General features: G+C 47.4%; 26 protein-coding genes. 3 read left to right on the forward strand and 23 right to left on the reverse strand.

What is annotated here, in order from left to right:
- Window positions 1-191: 191 nt before the first annotated feature.
- A complete protein-coding gene (gene dpsA, locus MO387_RS01805) occupies window positions 192-659 on the reverse strand; it encodes a DNA starvation/stationary phase protection protein DpsA (RefSeq protein ID WP_107948772.1) in 468 nt (155 codons plus the stop codon).
- 253 nt (window positions 660-912) lie between these two features.
- Between dpsA and MO387_RS01810 the strand changes: the two genes are divergently transcribed.
- Both MO387_RS01810 and MO387_RS01815 read left to right on the forward strand, forming a co-directional pair.
- Window positions 913-1,278, forward strand: a complete 366-nt coding sequence (locus MO387_RS01810) for a hypothetical protein (RefSeq protein ID WP_107948770.1) — start codon at window positions 913-915, stop codon at window positions 1,276-1,278.
- A gap of 90 nt (window positions 1,279-1,368) precedes the next feature.
- Entirely contained in the window at window positions 1,369-1,932 is a 564-nt protein-coding gene (locus MO387_RS01815) for a GNAT family N-acetyltransferase (RefSeq protein ID WP_107948768.1), read from the forward strand.
- Window positions 1,933-2,124: 192 nt separating this feature from the next.
- On the opposite strand, the gene lipA is transcribed toward MO387_RS01815, so the two are convergent.
- The 14 genes from lipA to leuS all read right to left on the reverse strand — a co-directional run bounded on the left by lipA (window position 2,125) and on the right by leuS (window position 16,355).
- On the reverse strand, window positions 2,125-3,090 hold the full coding sequence (lipA, locus tag MO387_RS01820; protein WP_006082760.1) for a lipoyl synthase: 966 nt from the start codon (window positions 3,088-3,090) through the stop codon (window positions 2,125-2,127).
- Window positions 3,087-3,740, reverse strand: coding sequence for a lipoyl(octanoyl) transferase LipB (gene lipB / locus MO387_RS01825; protein WP_006082759.1), 654 nt, complete (start codon window positions 3,738-3,740; stop codon window positions 3,087-3,089). Before lipB ends, lipA begins: the two co-directional genes overlap by 4 nt.
- A 92-nt stretch (window positions 3,741-3,832) precedes the next feature.
- Entirely contained in the window at window positions 3,833-4,099 is a 267-nt protein-coding gene (ybeD, locus tag MO387_RS01830; RefSeq protein ID WP_006082758.1) for a DUF493 family protein YbeD, read from the reverse strand.
- Between the two features lie 121 nt (window positions 4,100-4,220).
- Complete coding sequence (locus MO387_RS01835; RefSeq protein ID WP_012089944.1) at window positions 4,221-5,396, reverse strand: serine hydrolase; 1,176 nt, start codon at window positions 5,394-5,396, stop codon at window positions 4,221-4,223.
- Window positions 5,397-5,537: 141 nt separating this feature from the next.
- Window positions 5,538-6,371 carry a septal ring lytic transglycosylase RlpA family protein gene (locus MO387_RS01840; RefSeq protein ID WP_012089943.1) on the reverse strand — a complete coding sequence of 278 codons (834 nt, stop codon included), beginning with the start codon at window positions 6,369-6,371 and terminating at the stop codon, window positions 5,538-5,540.
- Window positions 6,355-7,425 carry a lytic murein transglycosylase B gene (gene mltB, locus MO387_RS01845; RefSeq protein WP_107948766.1) on the reverse strand — a complete coding sequence of 357 codons (1,071 nt, stop codon included), beginning with the start codon at window positions 7,423-7,425 and terminating at the stop codon, window positions 6,355-6,357. Before mltB ends, MO387_RS01840 begins: the two co-directional genes overlap by 17 nt.
- 16 nt (window positions 7,426-7,441) lie before the next feature.
- Window positions 7,442-8,548, reverse strand: a complete 1,107-nt coding sequence (gene rodA / locus MO387_RS01850) for a rod shape-determining protein RodA (protein ID WP_006082754.1) — start codon at window positions 8,546-8,548, stop codon at window positions 7,442-7,444.
- A complete protein-coding gene (gene mrdA, locus MO387_RS01855; protein ID WP_006082753.1) occupies window positions 8,545-10,401 on the reverse strand; it encodes a penicillin-binding protein 2 in 1,857 nt (618 codons plus the stop codon). The genes rodA and mrdA overlap by 4 nt, the downstream gene beginning before the upstream one ends.
- A gap of 61 nt (window positions 10,402-10,462) precedes the next feature.
- Entirely contained in the window at window positions 10,463-10,933 is a 471-nt protein-coding gene (gene rlmH, locus MO387_RS01860) for a 23S rRNA (pseudouridine(1915)-N(3))-methyltransferase RlmH (protein WP_006082752.1), read from the reverse strand.
- Entirely contained in the window at window positions 10,933-11,262 is a 330-nt protein-coding gene (rsfS, locus tag MO387_RS01865) for a ribosome silencing factor (protein ID WP_006082751.1), read from the reverse strand. Before rsfS ends, rlmH begins: the two co-directional genes overlap by 1 nt.
- A 107-nt stretch (window positions 11,263-11,369) precedes the next feature.
- Window positions 11,370-12,020 (reverse strand): nicotinate-nucleotide adenylyltransferase, encoded by a 651-nt coding sequence (gene nadD, locus MO387_RS01870; RefSeq protein ID WP_242325951.1) that lies wholly within the window; start codon window positions 12,018-12,020, stop codon window positions 11,370-11,372.
- A 24-nt stretch (window positions 12,021-12,044) separates the two neighbouring features.
- Window positions 12,045-13,076 carry a DNA polymerase III subunit delta gene (gene holA, locus MO387_RS01875; protein ID WP_012587018.1) on the reverse strand — a complete coding sequence of 344 codons (1,032 nt, stop codon included), beginning with the start codon at window positions 13,074-13,076 and terminating at the stop codon, window positions 12,045-12,047.
- Window positions 13,077-13,111: 35 nt separating this feature from the next.
- Window positions 13,112-13,606, reverse strand: a complete 495-nt coding sequence (gene lptE / locus MO387_RS01880) for an LPS assembly lipoprotein LptE (protein WP_006086960.1) — start codon at window positions 13,604-13,606, stop codon at window positions 13,112-13,114.
- A 169-nt stretch (window positions 13,607-13,775) separates the two neighbouring features.
- Complete coding sequence (gene leuS, locus MO387_RS01885; RefSeq protein ID WP_107948762.1) at window positions 13,776-16,355, reverse strand: leucine--tRNA ligase; 2,580 nt, start codon at window positions 16,353-16,355, stop codon at window positions 13,776-13,778.
- A gap of 121 nt (window positions 16,356-16,476) precedes the next feature.
- Between leuS and MO387_RS01890 the strand changes: the two genes are divergently transcribed.
- Window positions 16,477-16,977: a zinc ribbon-containing protein gene (locus MO387_RS01890; protein WP_006082746.1), complete on the forward strand. Its 501-nt coding sequence runs from the start codon at window positions 16,477-16,479 to the stop codon at window positions 16,975-16,977.
- Window positions 16,978-17,076: 99 nt separating this feature from the next.
- On the opposite strand, the gene MO387_RS01895 is transcribed toward MO387_RS01890, so the two are convergent.
- The 8 genes from MO387_RS01895 to MO387_RS01930 all read right to left on the reverse strand — a co-directional run bounded on the left by MO387_RS01895 (window position 17,077) and on the right by MO387_RS01930 (window position 24,560).
- Window positions 17,077-17,736 carry a methyltransferase domain-containing protein gene (locus MO387_RS01895; protein WP_006082745.1) on the reverse strand — a complete coding sequence of 220 codons (660 nt, stop codon included), beginning with the start codon at window positions 17,734-17,736 and terminating at the stop codon, window positions 17,077-17,079.
- Between the two features lie 199 nt (window positions 17,737-17,935).
- The gene (locus MO387_RS01900; protein WP_107948759.1) at window positions 17,936-18,439 is read right to left on the reverse strand and encodes a prepilin-type N-terminal cleavage/methylation domain-containing protein; all 504 of its coding nucleotides are present in this window, start codon (window positions 18,437-18,439) and stop codon (window positions 17,936-17,938) included.
- A 10-nt stretch (window positions 18,440-18,449) separates the two neighbouring features.
- On the reverse strand, window positions 18,450-20,024 hold the full coding sequence (lnt, locus tag MO387_RS01905) for an apolipoprotein N-acyltransferase (RefSeq protein ID WP_242325952.1): 1,575 nt from the start codon (window positions 20,022-20,024) through the stop codon (window positions 18,450-18,452).
- A gap of 6 nt (window positions 20,025-20,030) precedes the next feature.
- Window positions 20,031-20,906 (reverse strand): CNNM family magnesium/cobalt transport protein CorC, encoded by an 876-nt coding sequence (gene corC, locus MO387_RS01910; protein ID WP_006082742.1) that lies wholly within the window; start codon window positions 20,904-20,906, stop codon window positions 20,031-20,033.
- A gap of 40 nt (window positions 20,907-20,946) precedes the next feature.
- Window positions 20,947-21,408 carry an rRNA maturation RNase YbeY gene (ybeY, locus tag MO387_RS01915; protein WP_107948754.1) on the reverse strand — a complete coding sequence of 154 codons (462 nt, stop codon included), beginning with the start codon at window positions 21,406-21,408 and terminating at the stop codon, window positions 20,947-20,949.
- Window positions 21,398-22,441, reverse strand: coding sequence for a PhoH family protein (locus tag MO387_RS01920; protein WP_107948752.1), 1,044 nt, complete (start codon window positions 22,439-22,441; stop codon window positions 21,398-21,400). Before MO387_RS01920 ends, ybeY begins: the two co-directional genes overlap by 11 nt.
- A gap of 201 nt (window positions 22,442-22,642) precedes the next feature.
- Window positions 22,643-24,067, reverse strand: coding sequence for a tRNA (N6-isopentenyl adenosine(37)-C2)-methylthiotransferase MiaB (gene miaB, locus MO387_RS01925; RefSeq protein WP_107948750.1), 1,425 nt, complete (start codon window positions 24,065-24,067; stop codon window positions 22,643-22,645).
- Window positions 24,068-24,152: 85 nt separating this feature from the next.
- Window positions 24,153-24,560: a hypothetical protein gene (locus MO387_RS01930; protein ID WP_242325953.1), complete on the reverse strand. Its 408-nt coding sequence runs from the start codon at window positions 24,558-24,560 to the stop codon at window positions 24,153-24,155.
- Between the last annotated feature and the right edge of the window lie 108 nt (window positions 24,561-24,668).

Below are 24,668 nucleotides of genomic sequence, written 5' to 3' on the forward strand. Positions count from 1 at the left end.
TAAATTTAAGTACCTCTAAATTTAAGTGCTTCTAAATCTAAGCGCCTCTAAACCTATGTATTTTTAAATCTAAGTGCCTCTAAATCTAAGCACTTCTAAACTTGAGTCATGTCGCTTTAAAGAAAAAGTCGCCAAGCGTAACCGCTTTGCGACTTTTTTGTTTTGACTAGCGCAATAATACGGTTAGCGAATTATTCCGTTAATAAGCTGCGTAGCATCCAGGCATTTTTCTCATGCAGCTGAATACGTTGGGTAAGCAGATCCGCAGTCGCTTCGTCATTGGCTTGATTCACCAGTGGATACAGGGCTCTGGCATTACGGATCACTAACTCTTGATCGTTTAACAGTTCGCGGATCATGGTTTCGGCTTTGATGACGCCCAGGTCTTCTTTAATCTCGGTCAGCGCGGCATAGGCCGAATAGGACCCTAGCGCTCTGGCACCTAATGCACGTACCCGCTCTGCGATAAGGTCAACCGCAAGGGCAAGTTCGGTATACTGCTGTTCAAATAGCAAATGCAGGCTAGTGAACATGGGGCCGGTAACATTCCAGTGAAAGCTGTGGGTTTTAAGATACAGGCTGTAGCTGTCGGCCAAGAGTTGGTTGAGGCCAGCGGCGATTTCTTCTCTGTTGGCTTGATTGATACCTATGTTTATCATGGCGTTCTCCTGCTATTGTCTTACTGAGTGTGTTCAGTCTAATCTTCTGATATTAAATGTAAAATGAGTAAATTAGATTTTATACATCTATAAATCCGATTGAACATTCCTGCGTTAAACGCCGTAATGGTGCTGCCATTAATCGGCTTGATATCAGCTCCATTAGCCGCGTGGCAGTAACAATGCCTAGGCAGAACTGCTATCCTAGCGGCATATTGTGAGTCGATACTTTAATTGAATAAAACTGACCCTAATGAATAAATCAGCCTATTTAACCGCCATGAATGTGACAACTTGGCGAGTGCGCGACACTAAGGTGAAACCTTATTTAGTGATTTGGGATGAACACGGTGAGTTACCCGAGGCTGAACCGCTTATCGACGCTGTGCTCAAGCTTATCGACGTCAAACGCGAAGAATGTGATTTTGATTGTGAGCCCCATACGGGTAAACAGATTGTCTGGGATTTGCGCCGCCATAAAGTCAGGCCACGCACCGCATGGTTAGTGTCTGAACCCTTAGCCGATTTATTAGTGGGTTGGCAGGCTAAAAGCGCGCTCTGGCAGCAGATTTACCAATGGCGCGAGCAAGTTAGCGGCCAAGCTGTGGTTAAGTCATAGCTCATATCTGATAAAGCATATTGAAGTCAGTCTTAAATAAGTCTCCCGAACACAGAACAGTTTAATAACGAATATTTTGGAATAGATGCTTTGAACACCCCTTCAGTCGATAGCTCATTCGCAGCGCTGCTTGCCACACAACTCAACTTAGGTTTGCCTGTGGAACTGGTCGCGCTGACACCAACCTATGTTCCGCAAATGGCGCAGCTTGAATCTATGGCCCATAGCCACCCCATGAGTGAGGGGAACCTTGCCGATTGTTTCGGGCATTTGTACCGTGTTTTAGGTTTAAAGCTGAGTGCAGGATCAGATGCTAATACTAACGCGGCTTCAGATCCGGATTCTGTCGATGGACTTTTAGGCTTTGCAATAGTGCAGCAAATTGTCGATGAAGTGACTTTATTGGATATTTGCCTATTACCAAGCCAGCAGGGTAAAGGCTACGGCAAGTTATTACTGAATGCTGTGGTGGCTTCGGCCAAGGCATCAGCCGCCGTGGTGCTTATGCTAGAAGTGCGAGAATCCAATCTTGCCGCTCGCGCTTTATATCAAAAGGCCGGCTTTATTGAATCAGGACGCCGCAAAGGTTACTACCCAATAGCAGGCGGTAAAGAAGACGCTATCTTGATGGATTTAGCGATAACCCAAGAATAAGCTGAGCATTAGCATTCATGTCGTAAAACGATAGCAACGCGAACGATTGTGATAAGTCGCTATCACAAAACACAGCCATAAAAAACAGCGCTTAAGCGCTGTTTTTTATTTGGATAACCCTGAACTCTATCTCACTTAAACTCAGCATCACCTGAAGTTTGCATCAAGGTTATCCGCATCTGAGCAAGAAGATTATTTCACTTCTTTACCTTGGGCCTGCAAGTCTGCATGGTAGCTTGAGCGCACTAATGGGCCACAGGCTGCATGGGTAAAACCTAGCTCATCGGCTAAGGCTTTAAGCTCGTCAAACTCTGCTGGTGGCACATAACGTTCAACCGGCAAGTGGAACTTAGACGGCTGTAGGTATTGGCCTAAGGTCAGCATTTCAACGTTGTGGGCGCGCAAGTCACGTAATACTTGAGCGATTTCTTCGTTGGTCTCACCCAGTCCCATCATCAGGCCTGACTTAGTTGGCACATTTGGATGACGCTCTTTAAAGCGTTTGAGCAGATCGAGCGACCATTGGTAATTCGCACCCGGGCGCGCTTTACGATAATGCATTGGCGCCGTTTCTAAGTTGTGGTTGAACACATCAGGCGGCTCAGTTGACAAAATATCTAAGGCGGCATCGATACGACCACGGAAATCAGGCACTAAGGTTTCGATCTTGATATCTGGATTCAGTTTGCGAATTTCGCGGATACAATCGGCAAAATGCTGGGCGCCACCATCACGTAAATCGTCACGATCTACCGAAGTGATAACCACGTATTTAAGCTTCATATCGCGGATTGTTTGCGCCAATTTAACCGGCTCTTCGGCGTCAGGCTTAAGCGGACGACCATGGGCCACGTCGCAGAATGGGCAACGACGGGTACAAATCGCACCCAAAATCATAAAGGTAGCAGTACCGTGGTTAAAGCATTCTGCGAGGTTAGGGCAAGATGCCTCTTCACACACCGAGTGCAGGCCATTTTTACGCAGCGCTTGCTTGATCTCTAAAATGCGTTGATTCGATGCCGGCAGTTTAACCCGTAACCAATCGGGTTTACGCAACATAGTGTCGCGCTCTGAGGGGACGATTTTGACCGGAATACGAGACACTTTATCGGCATCTCTTAATTTTACTCCGGGTTGTAAACGTTCAGGCCTATTCATGACGCTGCTAATCCTTGATGATGAACTAGGTGTTGATAGCCCAGTAATTGGCTAAAAGTAATGGTGAGTTGCTCGCCCGCTTCAATCACGGTTTGTGGTCCGCCAAGCGCTTTGCATTGCACCATTTCAAGTCCGGCATAACCGCAAGGGTTGATGCGGCGAAATGGCGCCAGATCCATGTCGACATTGAGGGCTAATCCATGGAATGAACAGCCTTTACGAATGCGTAATCCTAGGGAGGCGATTTTGCGTTCATCCACATATACGCCTGGCGCATCGGCCTTGGCATAAGCGTTAATGTCGTACTTGGCGAGCATATCGACAATGCTTTGCTCTATATGGGTGACGAGTTGACGTACGCCGACTTTACTACGTTTTATATCGAGAAGAGGATATACCACTAGTTGGCCTGGGCCGTGGTAAGTGACTTGACCGCCGCGGTCCACTTGGATAACCGGAATATCGCCAGCATTTAAAATATGCTCGCTTTTGCCGGCTTGGCCTTGGGTAAACACGGGCGGATGCTCGACAATCCACAGTTCATCATGGCTTTCGCTGTCGCGCGTATCAGTGTAATGCTGCATCGCATGCCACACTGATTCGTAATCTTGTTTTCCAAGATGTCGAATGTGCAAAGTCGTGTCTTGCAAGGGCAACCTCTCCCCTTAGAAATGAGTGGGCTATTATACGCTTATTGGCCATAAATGTAAGACAGATCACATTTCATGGCCTTGAGGAATATTTATAGTACGCGGCGTACACCTTCAATGGCGGCAAGTTCAGTGTACAAAATCTCGATATGATCTTTGCTGGTGACTGTCACGCGAATCGTGATGGAGTGATAGCTGCCTTTGCTCGACGTTTTGGTCGACGGTGAGTAATCACCTGGTGCATGTTTCTGTACCACAGCCACAACTTTGTCAGTTAACGTTTCATGGGCTTCACCGACGACCTTAAAAGGAAATGCGCAGGGGAAATCCATCAGTTCATCAAATTTAGTGTCTAACATACTCAGTACTCTTAGCGGCTATATTGGGATATATATGGTGACGATTATACCCGATTCAAGGGCGATGCACTCCCCAAAAAAATAAAGCCACCCGAAGGTGGCTTTATTTATGTGACTTAGCTTAGCTAAACCATCCAGAAAACATCTGTTTAAAGTAATCTACTAATTTACTAAACCAGCTGCCTTCGTTGACTTCTTGCAACGTCACCAGTGGGAACTGGGCGATGTCTTTACCATCAAGTTGGAAGAATAGACGGCCAACAGTTTCACCTTTCTTTAAAGGTGCATCTAATGGTTTAGTCAGCTCGAAGTTTGCTTTCAAGTCTTTACCACGGCCACGGCTGATGGTGATAGGTGTGTCAGTTGCCACGCCTAAATCAACCGTGCTCTTGTCACCGTACCAAATTTGCTGAGTGATAAAGCTATCACCCGCCTTGTATGGTGTTACTGTTTCGAAGAAACGGAAGCCATAGGTCAGTAATTTCTTACTTTCAGCTTTACGGGCTGATTCACTTTGAGTGCCCATCACCACTGAAATTAAACGCATGCCGTCTTTGGTTGCCGATGCCACTAAGTTGTAGCCCGCACCTGAGGTGTGACCGGTTTTTATACCGTCCACGTTCATGCTGTTATCCCACAATAAACCATTACGGTTGTATTGTTTGATACCATTGAATGTATAGAATTTTTCGCTATAGATGTGGTATTCATCTGGCACGTCGCGGATTAACGCTGCGCCCAGTAATGCCATATCATAGGCGGTGGATTTGTGGTTTTCTGCATCTAAACCGTGGGCGTTTTCGAAGTAGCTATCACGCATCCCCAGTTGCTTCGCCCATGAGTTCATCATGTCAACGAAGGCGCCTTCAGTACCTGCAATGTGTTCAGCCATCGCCACACACGCATCGTTACCCGATTGAATGATGATACCGCGGTTTAGATCGCCCACTTTAACCGTAGTGCCCACTTCAATGAACATCTTAGAAGAGTCAGAGAAGTTTTTAGACCAAGCATTTTTACTGATAGTCACATCATCATCAACGGAGACATTGCCCGCTTTGATTTCTTGACCGATCACGTAACTGGTCATCATCTTAGTTAAACTGGCTGGGTTAAGGCTTTCATAAGCGTTACTTTCAGCGATAATCTGACCCGAATTATAATCCATCAATACGAACGCCTTGGCGGCTACTGAAGGTGCATCAGGTGTAATAATAGGCTGCGCAGCATAAACGGGGAGAGAGGCACTGGAAATTAGCAGCAATGTTTTAATGGGACTTTTTACAAAATTCATCATTAACTTGGCACGTCTTTTAGTTGTATGAAATGGAAAGGATTCGAGAAGATCTTCAACAGTGTACCACTTTCCGACAGTGGGTTTTAGTGAAGGTTCCTTCATCTCTATTTTTAAATCAATTCTGATCAGAGCAAACGGTCATTATTCATGGACGATATAGCCCTCAGGAAAACCATTTTGCTTGACGTTATTGAGTAGCTTGTCGGCTAACTCTGGCTGACCTATGGGGCCGAGCTGTAGTCTAAACATATTGTTTGCCGCTTGTACACGGGTCTTGACCTGATATTTCTGTTCAAGCTCTTTCGCCATGGCATTGAGTTTGGCCCTATCTTTGGAGGCCACTAACTGAATGTAATGGTTGCCCGTATCTTGCGCGCTGACTACGCCAGAATTAGTGGCTGCAACACTGCCAACATAAACCACATCCAGTTTGATCCGCGCTGTGCCTTTGCCGAGCATACCGAGTTTATAGGCGGCGGCATAGGAGACATCGAGAATACGATCTGAGTGGAATGGTCCACGGTCGTTGATGCGAATGATCACTTGCTTATTGTTATCTAAGTTAGTGATCCGAGCGTAACTTGGCAGTGGCAGTGTCTTATGGGCACCCGACATGGAATACATGTCATAGGGCTCGCCATTAGAAGTCTCGTAGCCATGGAATTTCTCTCCATACCAAGAGGCGCGGCCAGTTTCACTAAAGCCTTGGCCCGTGTTCATCACAGTATAAGACTCACCGTAAACCGTATAGGGTTTGTTACCACGGCGGCTATAGGGTTCGTACTTAGGCGTCGCGTTCGGCACATTATCCACATTCGGTGGATTCAGCGGCAGCTTGTCATTCTTCAGCGAATAACGGCCCTTGTTCGGGTCCATGTTTTTCTTGCTGGCGTTGTTTGGGCTTGAAGAACACGCCGCAAGGGCGAAGCACATAACCAAGGCGGCAAGCTGTAAAAGATTATTTTTTAGAGGCATGCTGTTCTTTTAATTGTTGGCTAAATTGATAAACGGCCATTGAATACAAAGGGCTACGATTATAGCGAGTGATCACATAAAAGTTATTTAAGCCAAGCCAGTAGTCACTGTGATCCGCTTGTTCAAGCTCAATCAGTAAGGCTTTTTGCGAAACATCTAAGTCCCGCGCATCGGCTAAGGCTAAGGTCGGCGTTAAAATATCTGCAACTTTATAGTTCAGCTTTTCACCTGCCCACACTTTCGCTTTAGGTGCAGTTTTGCTGTTGTTCACTAACGGTAAAGCGACCGGCGCATTGGCTTGCCAACCGTGTTCGTGGAAATAATTGGCCACACTGCCGATGGCATCCTCAGGACTTTGTAATAAATCGCGGTTGCCGCTGCCATCGAAATCAACCGCGTAATGGCGGTAACTTGAGGGGATAAACTGGCCATAACCCATAGCACCCGCGTAGGAGCCCTTGAGGGTATCGATATCTAAATGTTCTTCTTTTACTAACTTCATTAACTCGCCAAATTCCTTACGGAAAAAGGTGGCGCGCGGCGGATAGTGAAACCCTAAGGTATAGAGGGCATCAATCACAGGATAATTGCCCGTGTATTGGCCGTAGAAGGTTTCAATGCCGATAATGGCGACAATAATCTGTGGGTCAACTTTGTACTTGGCCGCCGCTTTTGCGATGGTTTTCTCGTGTTTTTTCCAAAAGGCGAGACCAGCGTCGAGGCGTTTCTCGGTTAAGAAGATGGGATAATACACATGCCAAGGTTTTGCTTCCCATGGACGGGTCATCGCATCAATAACCCCTTGGTTGTATTTTGCCTTGTCGAGAAAAGCGAGCACTTCTGCACGAGTAAAACCTTGTTTTACTTGAGCTTGGATAAACTCTTCTTTGAGTTCAGCGGGAATTGTGGGCGCGATTTCAGTGGCCGGAGTCACTGGCGTGCTTGGAACGGGTGCCTGCGCGGGTGTCGGTTCGTTCGCCGTGGTACAGGCGACTAACAATGAGCTAAAACACAGTAAACCGAGTGGAGCTAAAAAAGCTCGGAGAGTAGGCATGAAAAGTCCCTAAAAATTATCTATCTACGAAACGTCTATGGGTATGAATGCTCATAAGAATGCCAAACCCTGTCATCAATGTCAGCATGGAGGTTCCACCATAACTGACAAGGGGCAGTGGTACACCTACCACGGGCAGGATACCTGAAACCATGCCAATATTCACAAAAACATAAACGAAAAAAGTCAGCGTGATACTACCGGCCAGTAGTCGAGCGAAACTGGTTTGGGCGCGTGAAGCGATGACTAAGCCGCGGCCAATAATATAAAGGTACATAATTAACAGTAAGATACTGCCAATTAAACCAAATTCTTCACCGATCACCGCAAAGATAAAATCGGTATGACGTTCAGGGATAAATTCAAGCTGCGACTGAGTGCCGTCGAGCCAACCTTTGCCCCAGAGTCCGCCGGAGCCGATCGCGATTTTCGACTGAATAATGTGATAACCCGCGCCGAGGGGATCTTGCTCAGGATCGAGCAGGGTCAATACCCGTGTTCTTTGGTAATCGTGCATCAAGAAATACCAAAGGATAGGCAGGAAGGCGAGCACTGCGGCGATAAAGCCACCAACAATGAGCCAGCTCATGCCCGATAAAAACAGCACGAAAATGCCCGATGCGGCCACCAAAATCGATGTGCCAAGGTCGGGTTGTTTAGCGATAAGTAGAGTCGGCACCAGCAAGATCACCGCCGCACCCGCAAGATAGCGTTTCTTCGGCGGCAGAGGGAACTTACTGATATACCAAGCCATAGTGATAGGGAAGGCGAGTTTAATCAGCTCTGAGGGTTGAAACTCCATAAAGCCTAAGTTCAACCAGCGCTGTGCGCCTTTGTTGATTTCACCGAAAAAGTGCACCCCAAGCAGCAAGACAATCCCCGCCAGATAAATGGGTAAGGCCCAGCGTTTAAGCGCCTCAGGATTGATTTGCGCCATAGTGAACATGATGCCGAGCGACAACACCATACGGAACAGCTGCCGCTCCATCATCTCTAAATCTTCGCCGCTGGCAGAATAGATGACGAACAGGCCAAAGCCCATCACAGCCAATAGGCCGAGCAATAATGGCAAGTCTATGTGCAAGCGTTGCCAGATGTTTTGATATTGGCTATGGGTACTCATGGTTGCGGTTTCCAAGTATCTCTAAGCATATATTCATCGAGCATGGCGCGAGCGACAGGGCCAGCATTTGCGCCACCCCAACCCGCGTTTTCCATCACGACGGCGAGGACGATTTTAGGATCTTCGAAGGGCGCATAGGCCACAACTAAGGCATTATCGCGGAAATGTTCGGCAATTTTACTCGCATCGTATTTGGTATTTTCTGCTACGCCAATAACCTGCGCCGTACCGGTTTTCATCGCGGCGGTGTAAGTGGCATCGGTGAAGCGTGATTTATTCGCCGTCTGGCGCATCGCTTCGTTGATGATATTCCAGTTACGGGGACTATTAAGCTCAATCGGCGGTAACTCATTAATCGGTGAGTCAATCTTGGCCGTATTGTCTTTAATGGACTTCAGCAGATGCGGCGGAAAACGACGGCCTTTGTTAGCCATGATCCCAACGGCATTCGCCAGTTGTAATGGGGTTGCAGTCCAATAACCTTGGCCAATGCCGACGGAAATGGTATCGCCTATGTACCAAGCTTGATTGTACTTTAAGCGTTTCCATTCTTTGGATGGCATGTTGCCAGAAGATTCTTCAAAGATATCGATTCCGGTATTTTGACCAAAGCCAAATTGCTCCATAAAGCGGGCAATATGGTCTACTCCAACTTTGTAGGCGAGTTCGTAGAAGAAGGTATCGCAGGATTCGGTAATGGCACTGTAAACGTTAACCCAGCCGTGTCCCCAGCGTCTCCAGTCACGGTACTTACGTTCAACACCGGGAATCTGCCAAAAACCTGGGTCCCACACACGGGTGCTCTCGGTAATGACTTTTTCATCTAAACCTAAGAGTGCGAGATGGGGCTTGATGGTTGATGCGGGCGCATATTGGCCTTGGGTCGCGCGGTTGATCAAGGGGCGTGATTTATCGTTGAGTAAGGCGCTGTAATCTTTGTTATTAATCCCTTGCACAAATTGGTTTGGATCGTAGCTTGGGCTCGACACCATAGCTAAAACGCCACCGTCACGGGGATCGATTGCAACAATAGAACCGCGCAGACCTGTGAGTAGCTCAACTGCTTTTTGCTGCAGCTTGAGATCTAATGTCAGGTAAATATCTTGCCCCGGCTCTGGTGGCACAATTTTTAAGGTGCGAATCGCGCGGCCGCGGTTGTTCACTTCTTCTTCTAAGTGACCCGGTTTGCCATGCAGTAGGGATTCATAAAATTTTTCAATGCCTTGCTTACCAATGTCTTTGGTAGCCGCATAGTTTTTCCACAGATCGCTGCGCTCTAACTGGGCGCGATCTCGGGTATTAATCTTGCCAACATAACCCAGCACATGGGTGATTTGCGCGCCGTAGGGATAATTACGCTTCAGGCCCGCTTCTACGGAAATGCCTGGAAATTTATGTTGGTTAACACTGAAAATCGCCACTTGCTCTTCGGTCAGTTGGTTTTTCAGCGTCAGTGGTTTGAAGCGGCGATGAAATTTCAGCGCTTCGGTAAAGGTTTCACGCTCATCCTCACTGATCTCAATTAACTTGCCGAGCTCATCTAGGGTCTCTGACATGTTACTGATTTTTTCGGGAACCAGATCGAGTGAATAGAAGGGTAAGTTTTCAGCTAATAGTACGCCGTTACGATCGTAAATGAGACCACGGCTAGGAGCAATTGGGACAACGCGGATACGGTTATCATTCGAGCGAGTTTCATAATCCTTATAGGATTCAACCTGTAAATGATAAAGGTTGGTGACTAACACGCTTAATAGGGCGAAAACGCAAAAAAAGGTGAATAGCGCTCGGCGCTTAAAAAGAGACGCCTCGGCGGCGTGATCATGCATTGTTATCCGCTTTTTTGGCGACACTTATGCTATCTCCGGCTGATCCCATGACGGGTGGTTGACACTCGTTAACATCAAGATCCCGCTATTCTCTATGGTAGGGGTGATTCGTGTTCACGCTCCACGCGCGGTACAAACTTTCGGCGACCACAACCCGTACTAGGGGATGAGGTAAGGTTAATGCCGACAGGCACCAACTTTGGTTTGCCGCTTCTTTGCAAGCTGGCGCTAATCCTTCCGGTCCACCAATCAGTAAACTGACATCGCGACCATCCAGTTGCCATTTAGTCAACGCGGTTGCTAGCTCGGGGGTCGTCCAGTTTTTTCCGGGGAGATCTAAGCTAACAATATGATTGCCTTTGGGAATAGCCGCCAACATTTGTTCGCCTTCCTTTTGAAGGATCCGGACAATGTCGGCATTTTTCCCCCGCTTTCCAGCGGGTATTTCGATGAGCTCCAGCGCCATATCACGGGGAAAACGGCGCTGGTATTCTTCGAAACCACGGGTAACCCAATCGGGCATCCGTGTTCCTACTGCGATGAGCTGTAACTTCATCAGTCTTGCTTTTCTGACCAGAGCTTTTCAAGCTGGTAGAAATCACGGGTTTGATCTTGCATAACGTGCAGGATCACATCGCCCATGTCCACAAGAACCCATTCGCTGCTTTCGCGGCCTTCAACACCTAAAGGTGGAATACCGGCTTTTTTCGCTTCAACCACAAGGTTTTCGGCGATAGCTTTAACGTGAGTCTTTGATGTACCTGAACATATGACCATGTAGTCAGTGATGTTAGATTGCTTGCTGACATCCAGAACAACAACGTCTCTGGCTTTCAAGTCGTCGATCTTGTCGACAACAAACTGTTTTAATTCCGCGCTCTGCACGCTGGCGTACCTCATTAATTTTAAATAGCGCGGTAGTATACCAGTGTTGCTGCTGGGAATACATTGCCATTGGCAGTTGAGTTGGCGATATCTGCTTACGGTTCGAGCTAAGGTAAGTAAAGTCGTTGATTTTGGATGTAATCTAGCGTGACGGGCATGAGTAAATCGGCGGGAATTTCGCCTTTTGCCAGTTGTTCGCGGATTTGAGTCGAGGAAATATCCTGTGGCGTAATTGTCACAGGGAAAATCTGCCCACTGTTTTTATGGGTACTTTTAGCATGCCCTTCGTGTGTTTTTTGGGGCGCTTGACTGCGGGCCGTCAATATCTGCTGCATAGGATGCGCAGCATCGAGCTGCCAGCCCGGGCGTTGGCAGACAACGAGATTGGCAAAGTTGAATAGGCGTTGCCACTCATACCAGCTTTTTAATTGGAGGAAAGAGTCCATCCCCATGATAAAAAACAGCTCGTCTTCAGGATGTAAGCTTTTCAGTTGCTCAAGGGTGATAACTGTGTAGGAAGGCGTGTCGCGTTTAGCTTCGATGTCGCACAGCTCAAAGCCATCAAGCTGCGAGCAGACATCGGCAACCATATTAAGCCGCTGAGCTGTGGTTAAATTAGGCTGCTGTTTATGGGGCGGAATATGGTTAGGCATCAGCAGGATTTTATCCAAGGCTAATGCGTGTTTCACTTCAATCGCCGGACGGATATGACCATAGTGTATCGGGTCGAAGGTGCCGCCTAAAATACCAATGCGCATATCAACTCTTTGGTTAACCTATGATTAGTCTATGGCTATATGTGCCAGATGCCGATGGGCTCGAGGATCAAATAATAGACACAGGTGGCTCAACCCAGTCCAATCCTCTTTACCCTGCTGCTTTAAGTTGAGCTCAAGTTTTGAGGCAAGGGCGAGCATGTGTTCGAGCTGTTCGAGGCTGAGTCGTTGCAGCGCCGCTTGATACAGAGGCTTACGTTTATCCCAAATTCGATGTTTACTCCAGAGCGCACTCAGCGCGACGCCTTGGGCTTGCTCGCATTTCAAATTGAATAACAAGCCGAGCTCTTTAAACAAGGCCCACAGCAGGATAGGTAAGGCTGTGCCTTCGCCATTGAGCTGGGCCAGCATGTGCTGCGCGCTATCTTGTTTATTATTCAGTAATGCATCCGTGAGTTGGAATACAGTGAAACGTGACTGATCCTCAAAATAGTGGCTCAGTTCATCGGCACTGACGGGATTTGTTGGGCTCAGGAGTTGCAGCAACTGCATGGCTTGATCGGCGGCCAGTAAATTGCCTTCATACAGCGAATGCAACATAGCGCGGGCATCAGGCTGCAGATTGAGCTTAAAGTGCTTGATGCGGCCATCGAGCCAGCGCATAAACTGATCGCCCTCTGGCGTGGCGCAGGGCAGATACATGCCATGGGCATCTAAGGTCTTAAACCATTTGCTGTTGGTTTGCTCGTTGGCGAGCTTTGGCCCTTCGATAATCAACAGCATATCGGGATTGGGCGTCTGCAATAGGGCTTGCAGTGTGCTTGAGCCTTCGGCACCGGGCTTAGATTGTGGAAGGGTTAACTCAATCAGACGCTTACTGGAAAACAGGCTCATGGCCTGCCATTCCTGAGTCAAGTCGTTCCAATTAAAGCCCGTCTCTTGAATGAGTTGGACTTTTTCATCGAAACCCTGACGTTTGGCAAATTGGCGGATCTGATCTTTGGTGGTTTCAATCAACCAAGGATCATCACCAAAAATCAGATAACAAGGAAATAACTGGTTAAGGTGGCGGGATAGTTGATCGGGATAGACTCTCATTTAGTAGATTATCCGCATTTAATTGATGACCCGCATTAATTCACCTCAGTACTGGCCATCGCTTGCAGAATACGATCCGCAGCTTGGATACGCATTTCCTTCGTCAGCAATTCCATTTCACGACTCTTTGCCAATGCGGTACGGGGATCGTCTAAGTAATCGCGGCGAATTTCAACCTTGAAAGGCTGCGCTTCTTTGCCCGGCAGTGCCACAGCAAATTCGACTAAATAAATCAGCTCATACTCGGCGACGTTACCTGTGGGGTACAAAGATAAGGTCGAGCGTTCTAGGGAGTCGGTGATTAACCTTAATACTGGAACGTCATCGGCGGCGTCGACAACTTGGATATTGTTCAAGCGCAGACGCTCTCGTACTAAACGGGTGAGTTCGCTGTATTCATCCGCGCTGCTCAAACTCAAATGATTGAGGACATCGGGGATTTGATAACTGCGTTGAAGCTTAAAACCGCAACCGGCGCTAGTCATAATCACTAGTGCCATGATTGCGAAGCATATGCGTTTGATTAGCATAGATTTCGCGGTTTCCTATTCGTTGTATACCTGCTGGCTTGAAGCGATAGCTTTGTTGGCGACTTTCAAGCAACCCAATCACTTAAAAAACTTAAGCTCATGGGCATATCTCAATTGCCGCCTTGCAGCCACTTCAATAACTTAGGGGATAGCTAGTTATTAGCAGCCGTTAGTTAGCCACTATGCTAAGCAGTTTGCCCGGCACATAGATCACTTTACGCACAGTCAGGCCGTCTAGGTATTTGATCACATGCTCATCACTCATGCCTAAGGCTTCTACTGATTCTTTATCAGCATCGGCTGCCACTGTGATTTTTGCGCGAACTTTACCGTTAACTTGCACAACGATGAGCTTGCTGTCTTCAACTAGCGCCGCTTCGTCAACGACTGGCCATTGGCTGTCTTCGATGTTGCTTGCATTGCCTAACTCGTTCCACAGGTTAAAGCTCACATGCGGAATGATAGGGTACAGCAAACGCACTATGGCCGATAAGGCTTCGCCGATAATGGCGTTGTCTTGACCTGTGGTTTGTGGCGCTTTTTGCAGATGGTTCATCAGTTCCATCACGGCGGCAACCGCAGTGTTAAACATCTGACGGCGGCCGATATCGTCGGTCACTTTAGCGATAGTCTTGTGGACTTCACGGCGCAGCGCTTTTTGGTCACTTGTTAACGTGCTGACATCTAAGGCTTCGCTGTTATCTTGGTTCACATGCTCGTTTGCCAATTTCCACAGACGTTTAATGAAGCGGTGTGCGCCTTCAACGCCAGACTCTTGCCATTCCAGAGTTAATTCTGGTGGTGAGGCGAACATCATAAATAGGCGAACGGTATCGGCGCCGTATTTTTCAACCATGACTTGAGGATCGATACCGTTGTTTTTCGACTTAGACATCTTGCTCATGCCGGTATAAACCAGCTCATTGCCGTCTTTGTCGATAGCCTTAGTAATGCGGCCCTTGTCGTCTTTTTCTGTGGTCGCTACATCTAAAGGAGAAACCCATACACGGGCGCCTTTTTCGTTGATGTAGTAGAAAGCATCGGCCAACACCATGCCTTGGGTCAGCAGTTGTTTGGCTGGCTCGTTAGAGTTAACCAGACCTGCATCACGTAGCAACTTGTGGAAGAAGCGGAAATATAACAAATGCATACACGCGTGTTCGATACCGCCAATGTATTGATCCACAGGTAGCCAGTAGTTGGCTTTAGCAGGATCTAACATTTCGTCTGCATGCGGGCTGCAGTAACGGGCGTAATACCAAGACGATTCCATAAAGGTATCGAAGGTATCGGTTTCGCGCAGCGCATCTTGACCGTTGACTTGGGTTTTTGCCCATTCTTTATCGGCCTTGATTGGGCTTTGAATACCGTCCATCACCACATCTTCTGGCAGCAATACTGGCAGTTGATCTGCTGGTGTTGGGATCACAGTGCCGTCGGCTAAGGTCACCATAGGGATGGGTGCGCCCCAATAACGCTGACGTGAAACACCCCAATCGCGTAGGCGATAGTTGACTTGGCGCTTGCCTTTACCTTCGGCGACTAACTTATTAGCGATGGCATTAAAGCCCGCTTCAAAGTCTAAACCGTCAAACTCACCCGAGTTAAACAGTACGCCTTTTTCGGTATAAGCGGCTTCGCTAATGTCGACGTCGCCATCAACAGGCTTGATCACAGCCTCAATTGCTAGACCATATTTTTTTGCAAATTCAAAGTCACGTTGGTCGTGGCCTGGAACTGACATCACAGCGCCTGTGCCATAGTTCATCAACACAAAGTTAGCTGCCCAAATCGGGACTTGCTTACCAGTGATAGGATGAATGGCGAAAAGCCCTGTAGCGACACCGCGTTTTTCCATTGTCGCGAGTTCGGCTTCTGATGTTGTGCTGTTTTTGCACTCATCGATAAAGGCGGCAAGCTCAGGATTCGTTTGCGCGGCGATTTCAGCTAATGGATGACCTGCGGCAATCGCCACATAGGTCACGCCCATTAAGGTATCTGGACGCGTGGTATAGATATCGAAGGTTTTATCGTGACCTGCGACGCCGAAGGTCATTTCCACACCTTCGCTGCGACCAATCCAGTTGCGCTGCATGGTCTTAACCTGTTCAGGCCAGCCATCTAAGGTATCGATATCGTTTAACAATTCTTCTGCATAGGCAGTGATCTTAATAAACCACTGTGGAATTTCTTTTTGTTCCACAGGGGTATCACAGCGCCAGCAGCAACCGTCTTGAACTTGCTCGTTCGCCAGTACGGTTTCATCGTTTGGACACCAGTTGACTGAAGCTGTCTTTTTGTAGACTAGGCCTTTCTCGTACAACTTAGTGAAGAACCATTGTTCCCAGCGATAATATTCAGGGGTACAAGTGGCGATTTCACGGCTCCAATCGTAACCAAAACCCAGCAATTTCAGCTGGTTCTTCATGTATTCTATGTTTTCATAGGTCCATGGCGCAGGCGCAGTCTTGTTGTTAATCGCGGCATTTTCTGCGGGCAAACCAAAGGAGTCCCAACCAATAGGCTGGAGCACGTTTTTGCCTTGAAGACGTTGAAAGCGTGCAACTACGTCACCTATGGTATAGTTGCGTACGTGTCCCATGTGGAGTCTGCCAGAAGGGTACGGAAACATCGAAAGGCAATAAAACTTTTCTTTGTTTGCGTCTTCAGTGACTTCGAAGGTTTTGTTGTCATGCCAGTGCTTTTGCACTAAGGCTTCAATTTCTGAGGGATTATATTGCTCTTGCATCACTCTATTTCCGGCAGTGCCGCCTATTATTTGATCTAACGCCATATCAGCGCGAGTAAGATCTGCATAGAATAAACTAGAAGCGATGCATTAAAAAGGTTCGTATGAAGGAGTATTGGTTATGAATGATAGAAGTAACGTGTTACTAGGACTGTATCAAGCCTTAATTACCGAAGTGAAAGCTCAATTTGCAGAAGATAACACGCTGACTGTAAAGAACTTATTTAACTCTGTCACTCAAGGTAAGGAGTTTTTACGTCTTAAACAACAGGCTGGAGAAGATGAGCTCGCTTTAGTAGAACAATTCTTAAAACGTGATATTACCAGTTTTCTTCGCGAGCAGAACGCCGATAGTCTGAGCCACAGCCAAACTGTGATTACTTTGGAGAATACGCTTTGGCATTGGTTGGGTGAAATAACCGATCGCAGCCAAGTGGAATGGCATGAATTAACGCAAGATTTTAAGCAAAATGGTTATTACAAAAGTGGCGACATAGTAAGTCAGGGCATCATGGTATGCACTAACTGTGGCAATGAAATGAGTATTGAATTTCCGAGTCCCATCCCAGATTGCCCAGAGTGTGATCACGAAGAATTTACCCGCGAGCCGCTAACGCCTTAGTCGCGTTACCGATCTTATTTCGTTAAAACGACGCATCTGCGTCGTTTTTTTTTGATCAATTAAACCGAAATCACCGCTATCTTAGTTAATCAGACAATATCAGCTGTTCGTACGACAGTAACTGAGGATTTGGCCACCGAAAGGCGCCAATAAGAATTCAGTGTGAATGGGTTTATGTTGTGTGTGTTCGTAACCTAAGGTGACCATACGTTTACTGAATTTGGCATGATTACCACGACCGGGATCGACCAAGACCACATCGCAAACCGGTTTAGCATGCTGCTCAATAAATTGTGACAACAGATCGGCATGTTCTTGTTCGTACAAGAGATCGCTACCAATGATCAGATCAAATAAGCCTAAATTCGTTTCTGCATCAGCCCAGCCAGTGCGCACAAACGGGATCGCCCGACCATGATTTAAATCGACATTCTGCTTAAGGAAATTTCCTGATTCTGGGTGATAGTCGGTTGCCGTGATATCGGCGTGCCTATGATTAAGCACTAGACTCGCGAGCCCAATGCCACAGCCCACTTCAAGAATACGTTTATTGCCAATCTTGTAGTCTGCCATGTGGTGCGAGAGCACTTGGCTCGATGGCCAGACTATGCCAAATAACGGCCAAGTTGCGGAGGAAATACCGAGCTTCTCGGCTTCGCCATCGATGTCGTCAAATTCCTGATTGTCTCTTAGGGTTCTGACATGAATATCGAGATCGCCAAACTCGTGGGTTTGGTAGCGCACGCGAAGCAGTGCCATAGAGTTGCCTTGATGTGTACCTTAGTTAAGGAACGAGGTAATGGTACCAATCATATTGGCTATGCAGACACAGTAACAGCAACAGTAACTATGATTGGTATAAGGCCACGTCTAATCGTTCACCTTAACGTGGAACGCGCAATCAGCCTAATCTATTCGCAGACAATTGCGGGATAACACAGGTTAACTGAGTGTCAGCCTAACAACCTTGGGCGTTGATATCATATAGCGGCGGGGTGTTGGCATCGCTGGCTTGGGTGTAGCGGAAATAGCATTGATCGTCATCTACTAAGGTATTGTTGTTAAGATCGTAACCTATGTAAGTGATATCAACGCCTTGATATTGAATGATGAGCTTATCATCTGAGGTGATCCAATTTTCCACATCGGTATTATCGAGGTAACCCCATTTCAATCTGGTATCGGGCGTGCCATCACCATTGAGGTCGATATCAATAATATCGTCGCGGCCTGCAACGGCTTGAATTCGCAGGCTGGGCATTTGGGTTTTTGAGTAGGCCAGTGTGTTGGCGGTTTTTACGCTGGCCTGTAATTGGCTCAGGGTTTGTACTCGAGCCTCTTTACTCAAACCGATAAATTTAGGCGCGGCAATCACTGCCAAGATCCCAAGTACAATAATCACCACGACCAGTTCAATCAAGGTAAAGCCAGCCGCATCTTGTTTATTGATTGGGTAATGCATGGTCTCGATCCTATTGCGCTTTTACACGTCGGCCAAAGCCGAGTAATACCAGTAAGCCACAGAGCAGCAGCAGGGGTGTTTGACCTAATTTTGCGAACCAAGTTTGGCCTGTCACCAAGGGAATGGTTGCGCTTAGCACACCTGTTTCAAACTGGGGTAAGGATGCTGTGATATTGCCATGTTCATCGACTACCGCAGTCACGCCATTGTTGGTTGCCCGCAACAAAGGGCGCCCCAATTCAACTGCGCGCATTTGGGCGATTTCCATATGTTGTAATGGGCCGTTTGAACTACCAAACCAAGCGTCATTTGAGACAGTTAACAGTATATCTGTCCCTTGATTAACGCTGTCGCGTAATTGCTCTGGGAAGGCAATTTCATAACAAATCGCGGGCGCGATTTTATGGCCTAGGGCACTTAGATTTGGCTGTTGATATTCGCCTCTGGCAAAGGAGGACATAGGCAAATTAAAGAAAGGCGCAATCGGGCGAAGTAGCGCTTCAAACGGCACAAACTCGCCAATCGGCAACAGATGATGTTTCTTAAATTGATTGCTACCATCGCCCTCATAGTCAGGGCCAGCTTGTTGTTTCTGATTATGATTACCAAGCACAATTAATGAATTATAAAACTCATTGTTTTGATGGCTGATAATGCCAGTGATGATTGACGTATGGTTTAGATTGGCGACTTTATTGGCGTTATCTAAAAAGTCCTGCACCATAGATTCTGGCGCGGGAACTGCCGCTTCTGGCCAAATAATGATATCGGCATCAAAATGTTCGCGGGATAAATCCATGTATTTTAATAGGGTCGGCCACAGGGCGTCGGGTTCCCACTTCATGCTTTGGGGAATATTGCCTTGCACCAGTGCCACTTTAACATTTTCACCCGTAGGATGAATGTCGGAAACCTTAGGTGCAGCCCAAACGGCCAGAATACTGAGCGGCAGTAAAAGCAGTAAACTCTTATAACGCTTAGTAAAACAAAGGGCTAATGCACCAGCGAGCATGGCCAGCACAAAGCTTAACCCTAGTGCGCCTATAATACTGGCAAGGGGTTTTAGCGGCCCTTGGGTTTGCGAGTAACCGGCCCATAACCAGGGGAAACCTGTCATCACCCAGCCACGAGCCCATTCGGTCAAGGTCCACAGGGCGGGGAAGAGGGCGAGATTACGCCAAAGGCTAAACGTGGTTTTGCCATTTTTACAGAGTGTTTTAGTTAACCAAGCCAGCGCTAAACCTGTTAGTGCCGGATATAAGGCTAAGTACAAAGCCAACAAGGCCATTAAGCCAACGGAGGCGATGAGCGGCATACCACCAAAGGTATCCATACTCACATGTACCCAGCTGATCCCTACGGCAAAACAGCCAAACCCAAAGCTTAACCAATAGTAAAAGCTCGCCTTAGCGTCAAGCGCTCGGCTATGCCAGAGGGCAATCGCCATGGCAAACGGATAGATTATCCAAATGGAATAGGGCGCAAATGAAAGCGCCGTACTGGCGCCAAGGGCAAATGCCAGTACGAGTCTCAAAGCACTAGGTCGGGACTTTTGTTGGGCAAAAGCCCGGATTTGTTTTAGCACGAGTGATTATTCTACGTCTTCGCCAGTATTAGGATCGGGGAGTTTAACTCTGAGTTGGATTAAACGCCTTGTGTCAGCATTGATAACTTTAAATTCGATGCCTTCAATGATGATGCTCTCGTTGCGTTCTGGCAGATGACCAAAGGCGTGTGAGACTAAGCCACCGACGGTATCAAACTCTTCATCGCTGAATTCAGTGTTGAATTCTTCGTTGAAATCTTCAATTGGCGTCAAGGCCTTAACCATATAAACCGTGTTGCCGACTTTGCGGATCTCGGTTTCTTCCGTGCTATCGTGGTCGAATTCGTCTTCAATCTCACCGACAATTTCTTCCAAAATATCTTCGATAGTCACCAGACCTGACACGCCGCCGTATTCATCGACCACAATCGCCATATGGTAGCGTTGTGAGCGAAATTCTTTTAGCAATACATCGACGCGTTTGCTTTCGGGTACAACCACAGCAGGACGGATCACCCGGTCCAGTGAGAAGGGCTCATCACTGTTGGAGAAACCGTAAGGGATCAAATCTTTAGCAAGCAAAATGCCTTCGATATGGTCTTTATCTTCGTTAACGACGGGGAAGCGCGAGTGACCTGAACCAATCACAGTGGCGAGTAATTCTTCGACCGAGTTGTCTATCTGGAGGGCGACAATTTGAGCTCTTGGGATCATGATATCCCGAACACGCATATCAGAAACGTCTAATACACCTTTTATCATCTCGCGGGTGTCTTGAGTGATCAGATCGCGCTGTTCTGCACCATCAATCACATCGACTAAATCTTCGCGATTTTGAGGTTCGCCCTGAAATAGCTGACTTACTCTATCAAACCAACCTTTCTTGTGGGCGTTCGTACTCGGGGGGATATCGTCACTCATAGTTTTCTCATTAGCTTTTGATAGGGATTATCTTAGCTAACTATTGTTCCTTATATGGGTCAGTAAAGCCTAAGCCTTCAATGAGTTGGGTCTCTAACGACTCCATCTCTTCAGCTTCTTCATCTTCGATGTGATCATACCCTAGCAGATGCAAGCAACCATGTACAACCATGTGTGCCCAGTGCGCTTCTAAGGTTTTTTGTTGCTCACGGGCTTCATTTTCAACGACTGCCGCGCAAATGACAAGATCTCCTAGTAAAGGAAGTTCAATTTCTGGCGGTGCCTCAAAGGGAAATGACAACACATTGGTCGGTTTGTCTTTGCCGCGGTAGGTGCTATTGAGCATCTGACTCTCGCGGCTGTCGACTATACGTATGGTTAATTCAGCTTCATCCATGCTATTGCCAATCGCGGTTGTGACCCAAAGGGCGAATTGCTCGTCCGTTGGCAACCAGTCGCAGGTGGTGGCATGTTGAATATCTAAAGCTAAATCAAGACTCATGTGCTGCTTCCTGTTGTTTCTGGTATTGGCTTTCTTTTTTGGCTTTTAAGGTTTGCTCTTTTAAATCAAAAGCCTCATAGGCTTCTACGATGCGAGCAACCACAGGGTGGCGCACGACGTCTTGGGAGACGAAAAAGTTAAAGCTGATTTCTTCTACTTGGCTTAACACTTCAATCGCGTGGCGTAGGCCGGACTTTTGATGTTTTGGCAAGTCGGTTTGCGTGATGTCGCCTGTGATCACCGCACGGGAATTAAAGCCGATACGGGTGAGGAACATCTTCATTTGCTCGATTGTGGTGTTTTGGCTTTCATCGAGAATAATAAAGGCATCGTTCAATGTGCGACCGCGCATATAGGCAAGCGGCGCCACTTCGATGACGTTTTTCTCAATTAAGCGTTCCACTTTTTCAAAGCCGAGCATTTCGAATAGTGCGTCATAGAGTGGACGTAAATAAGGGTCGACCTTTTGACTCAAATCACCGGGTAAGAAACCAAGTTTTTCACCCGCTTCTACCGCTGGGCGAGTCAGCAAAATACGGCGCACTTCTTGGCGTTCTAACGCATCCACTGCCGCTGCCACCGCAAGGTAGGTTTTGCCGGTTCCCGCTGGACCAATACCAAAGGTAATGTCGTGGCGCACAATATTGGCCACATATAGGCTTTGGTTTGGATTGCGTGGCTTAATGACGCCGCGGCGGGTTTTGATATTAATGCTGCTGTCGTCGCTCGCGTCTTCTTGCTCTAGGGCGATGGCTTCTTGAATGGCGATATGGACTTGTTCAGGCTCAAGATCGGGCGTGCTGCCTTTGACCGTTTGGGTCTCGATATAGAGTTCTTTGAGTAAGTTGTTGGCGCTTAAACAATTGCGTGGCAGTCCGGTGATCTGGAAATGATTGTTCTTGCGGACGATTTCAACGCCAACGCGACGTTCTATCTGCTTGATATTGTCATCGAATGGACCGCAAAGTGAAGCCAAACGGCGGGTTTCTGCGGGTTCGAGATACAGATTCATGGTAGTTAATTTACTGGACAAATAGCACTCCCAATAGCGAATAAGAAAGCAAGGTTGATGTCGCTAAACCCTTGCAAGATAATTTCAGTTTACGAGCCATGGCCGATAATTGCTAACGGAAAATAACAATTGCCTCGGTAGACTTAAACAAAAGTGCGTGAAAGCAAAAGGGCGACTAAGTCGCCCTTCTCTATATAGGTACTGTTTAAGCCGATTTAAAGCTTATGGCTTAAATTGCGTCACACCCAGTTCGTCATCTTGTTTGTGCTTAGCCAAAATATCCGATGGACGTAGGCTACGGCGTAGATCCATTTCATCTTCACCGCGGATAAACTTACCGCGCAGCGAGTTAGTGTAAACGTCGACGATTTCGACATCCACAAAGGTGCCAATGTGTTTTGGCTGACCTTCGAAGTTCACCACACGGTTGTTCTCGGTACGGCCACGCAGTTCCATTGGATTTTTAACCGATGGACCTTCAACCAGAATACGCTGCACTGTGCCCATCATATGGCGGCTGTAGCGCATGGCTTGCTGGGTGATGCGGTCTTGCAGAATCGCGAGACGTTGCTTTTTCTCTTCCATATCAACATCATCAGGTAAATCCGCCGCTGGCGTGCCCGGACGTGCGCTATAAATAAAGCTAAAGCTGTGGTCGAAACCTATGTCTTCAATCAACTTCATGGTGTCGGCAAAATCTTCTTTGGTTTCGCCTGGGAAGCCAATGATAAAGTCTGAGCTGATTTGAATGCCTTCACGGGCTTTACGCAGGCGGCGGATGATTGACTTATATTCAATCGCCATGTGACCGCGTTTCATCGCCGTGAGAATCCGATCAGAACCCGATTGTACTGGCAAGTGTAAGAAGCTCACTAGTTCAGGGGTATCTTCATAAACGTCGATAATATCCTGTGTAAATTCAATCGGGTGACTGGTCGTAAAGCGGATACGATCGATACCGTCGATAGCTGCCACAAAACGCAGTAATTCAGCAAAGGTACAGATGCCGTCATCGTGGGTTGCGCCGCGATAGGCATTGACGTTTTGGCCAAGCAGGTTCACTTCACGTACGCCTTGCTCAGCCAATTGGGCGATTTCAAGGATGATGTCGTCCGATGGACGGCTGACTTCTTCGCCGCGCGTATAAGGAACCACACAGAATGAACAGTATTTGCTGCAACCTTCCATGATAGACACGAACGCCGTTGGGCCTTCGGCGCGTGGCTCTGGCAGACGGTCGAATTTTTCGATTTCAGGGAAGCTGATATCGATAACCGCTTTGTCACCACGGCGCACTTGCTCGATCATCTCGGGCAGACGGTGCAACGTTTGTGGGCCAAAAATAATGTCGACACATTGGGCTCTGTCTTTAATGGCTTTGCCTTCTTGCGAAGCAACACAGCCGCCCACGCCAATAATCAAATTGGGATTTTTATCTTTAAGCGTCTTCCAGCGTCCTAGCTGATGGAACACTTTTTCCTGCGCTTTTTCACGGATTGAACAAGTGTTCAGCAGGAGAATGTCTGCCTCAGACGCTTCTTCAGTCAAGGTGTAGCCTTGGTATTCGCCTAACAGATCAGCCATCTTGGATGAGTCATACTCATTCATTTGACAGCCCCAAGTCTTGATATGGAGTTTCTTACTCATCAGTTGTGTCGCCCTAAGATGACCAATAAAAATAGCGCGGCATTTTACCTGCTGTTATGGCTGCTGACCAGCTTTGTCCACACTTTTACCTGTTGGCTTTTGCCGAGGGCGATACCCGTACAAATGCTAGGTTTTTATTACTGGCTTGTACTTGGGCGAGGTTAAGACGGTTAACATGCTGAGCTTTGGCCATTTCCATCAAGCTATTACGTGCTTGAATGCCGATGTCTTCACGAATTTCGAGTCGAAATGCGCTCAACATTTCCGTGGTATGTTGATATAAGGCATAATCGAGCGGGTCGCGATAGGTCACTGTGATGGTTTCAATGTTTGGGCTCGCGGCAGAGTTAGTTGCTGAGCTAGCCGCGATGGCTTGGCCTAGCGGTGCAATGCCTAATATGAGTGCAGTGCCCAATGTAAATGCTGTGCCTTGTGTAAGTGCGCTGCAAATTAATAAGCGACTGGCTATGGGTAAAAGAGTCAGTGTTTTCATGACATCCTCGCTAATTTATACGGTGGATTCACTTGTTAACTCGTCCAATACGGCTTAGGGCTAGGCGCTAGTTAAGTGAGAGTGTTCAGCACGGATAACGCCAGCCAA

Origin of the sequence: Shewanella sp. N2AIL, assembly GCF_022690845.1 — a bacterium.
Taxonomy (GTDB): Bacteria; Pseudomonadota; Gammaproteobacteria; order Enterobacterales; family Shewanellaceae; genus Shewanella; species Shewanella baltica.